Source organism: Kineococcus glutinatus (assembly GCF_039542765.1).
Classification (GTDB): Bacteria; Actinomycetota; Actinomycetes; order Actinomycetales; family Kineococcaceae; genus Kineococcus_A; species Kineococcus_A glutinatus.
In genome coordinates, this window is sequence record NZ_BAABIL010000844.1 from 1 (window position 1) to 1,181 (window position 1,181).

At 73.2% G+C, this 1,181-nt stretch carries 2 protein-coding genes; both read right to left on the reverse strand.

Annotated elements, in window-relative coordinates:
- Positions 1-66: 66 nt before the first annotated feature.
- Positions 67-468: a DUF2243 domain-containing protein gene (locus ABEB16_RS21975; protein ID WP_345714295.1), complete on the reverse strand. Its 402-nt coding sequence runs from the start codon at positions 466-468 to the stop codon at positions 67-69.
- A 67-nt stretch (positions 469-535) separates the two neighbouring features.
- Positions 536-1,181 (reverse strand): polyphosphate kinase 2 (gene ppk2, locus ABEB16_RS21980; protein ID WP_345714294.1); only part of this gene is annotated, 646 nt, incomplete at its 5' end.

Consider the following 1,181-nt stretch of genomic DNA (forward strand, 5'->3'; position numbering starts at 1 on the left):
GCAGCAGCAGGCCCGGCGCGGCACCCGCCCCGTGCACGGCGTGCTGCGCCCCGTGGTGCGCTCCCGTCACGGCTGCGCCCGGCGCCCGGCGCGCGCCAGCAGCACCGCACCCACCGCGAGCCCGGCCGCCCCCGCGAGCAGCCACGCCACGTCGTAGGGCAGCACGTCCACCCCGTAGCGGATCTGGTGCACCCGCAGCAGCTTGTGGTGCACGACCCCGTCGAAGAGCTGGAAACCGCCCCAGCCGAGCAGGACGCCCGCCACGACGCGGCGCGCCGAGGTGGCCGCGCGGCGCTGGAGGTCGGCGAACAGGAACAGCCCCGTGACGACGGCGATCCAGCCGAAGGCGTGCAGCAGGCCGTCGGAGACGAGCCCGGCGGCGAGGGTGGAGCGGTCGTAGAAGTGGTGCCAGTGCAGCAGCTGGTGGAAGACGACCTCGTCGACGAACGCCGCCAGACCCACGCCCATCAGGACGCCCGCCGTCGTGGAGCGGCCGCGGTCCGGCGCGCCGCCCGGGTGTCCGGCGTCCGGCACGTCAACCCCTCCAGGGTGGCGGCGGCGCGTCGGGGCGCCGGCCGCCCTCGAAGATCGTCGGGCTGTGGCAGACGATCAGCGGGTCGGGCGCGCCGACGAGCGCGGCGTCCTTGTTCGCGTAGTCGAACAGGCTCAGGACGTGGCGCATGGCCTCCAGGCGGGCCCGCTTCTTGTCGTTGCTCTTCACCACCGTCCACGGCACCTCGGGGGTGTCGGTGTGGAAGAACATCGCCTCCTTGGCGGCGGTGTACTCCTCCCACTTGTCCAGCGACGCCAGGTCCGTCGGGGACAGCTTCCACTGCCGCACCGGGTCGGTCCGGCGGGCCAGGAAGCGGGCGCGCTGCTCGCCGCGGGAGACGGAGAACCAGAACTTCACGAGGTGGACGCCGTCCTCGACGAGCATCCGCTCCAGCTCCGGCGCCTGGCGCAGGAACCGCTCGTACTGCGCCGGGGTGCAGAACCCCATGACCCGCTCCACGCCGGCGCGGTTGTACCAGGACCGGTCGAACATCACGATCTCGCCGCGGCTGGGCAGGTGGTCGACGTAGCGCTGGAAGTACCACTGCCCGGCCTCGACCTCGGTGGGTTTCTCCAGCGCCACCACGCGCGCCCCGCGGGGGTTGAGGTGCTCGGTGAACCGCTTGATG

Excerpts from the sequence above, each read along its gene's own strand:
- ABEB16_RS21975 (WP_345714295.1), bottom strand. The coding sequence starts at position 468 with ATGGGCGTGGGTCTGGCGGCGTTCGTCGACGAGGTCGTCTTCCACCAG.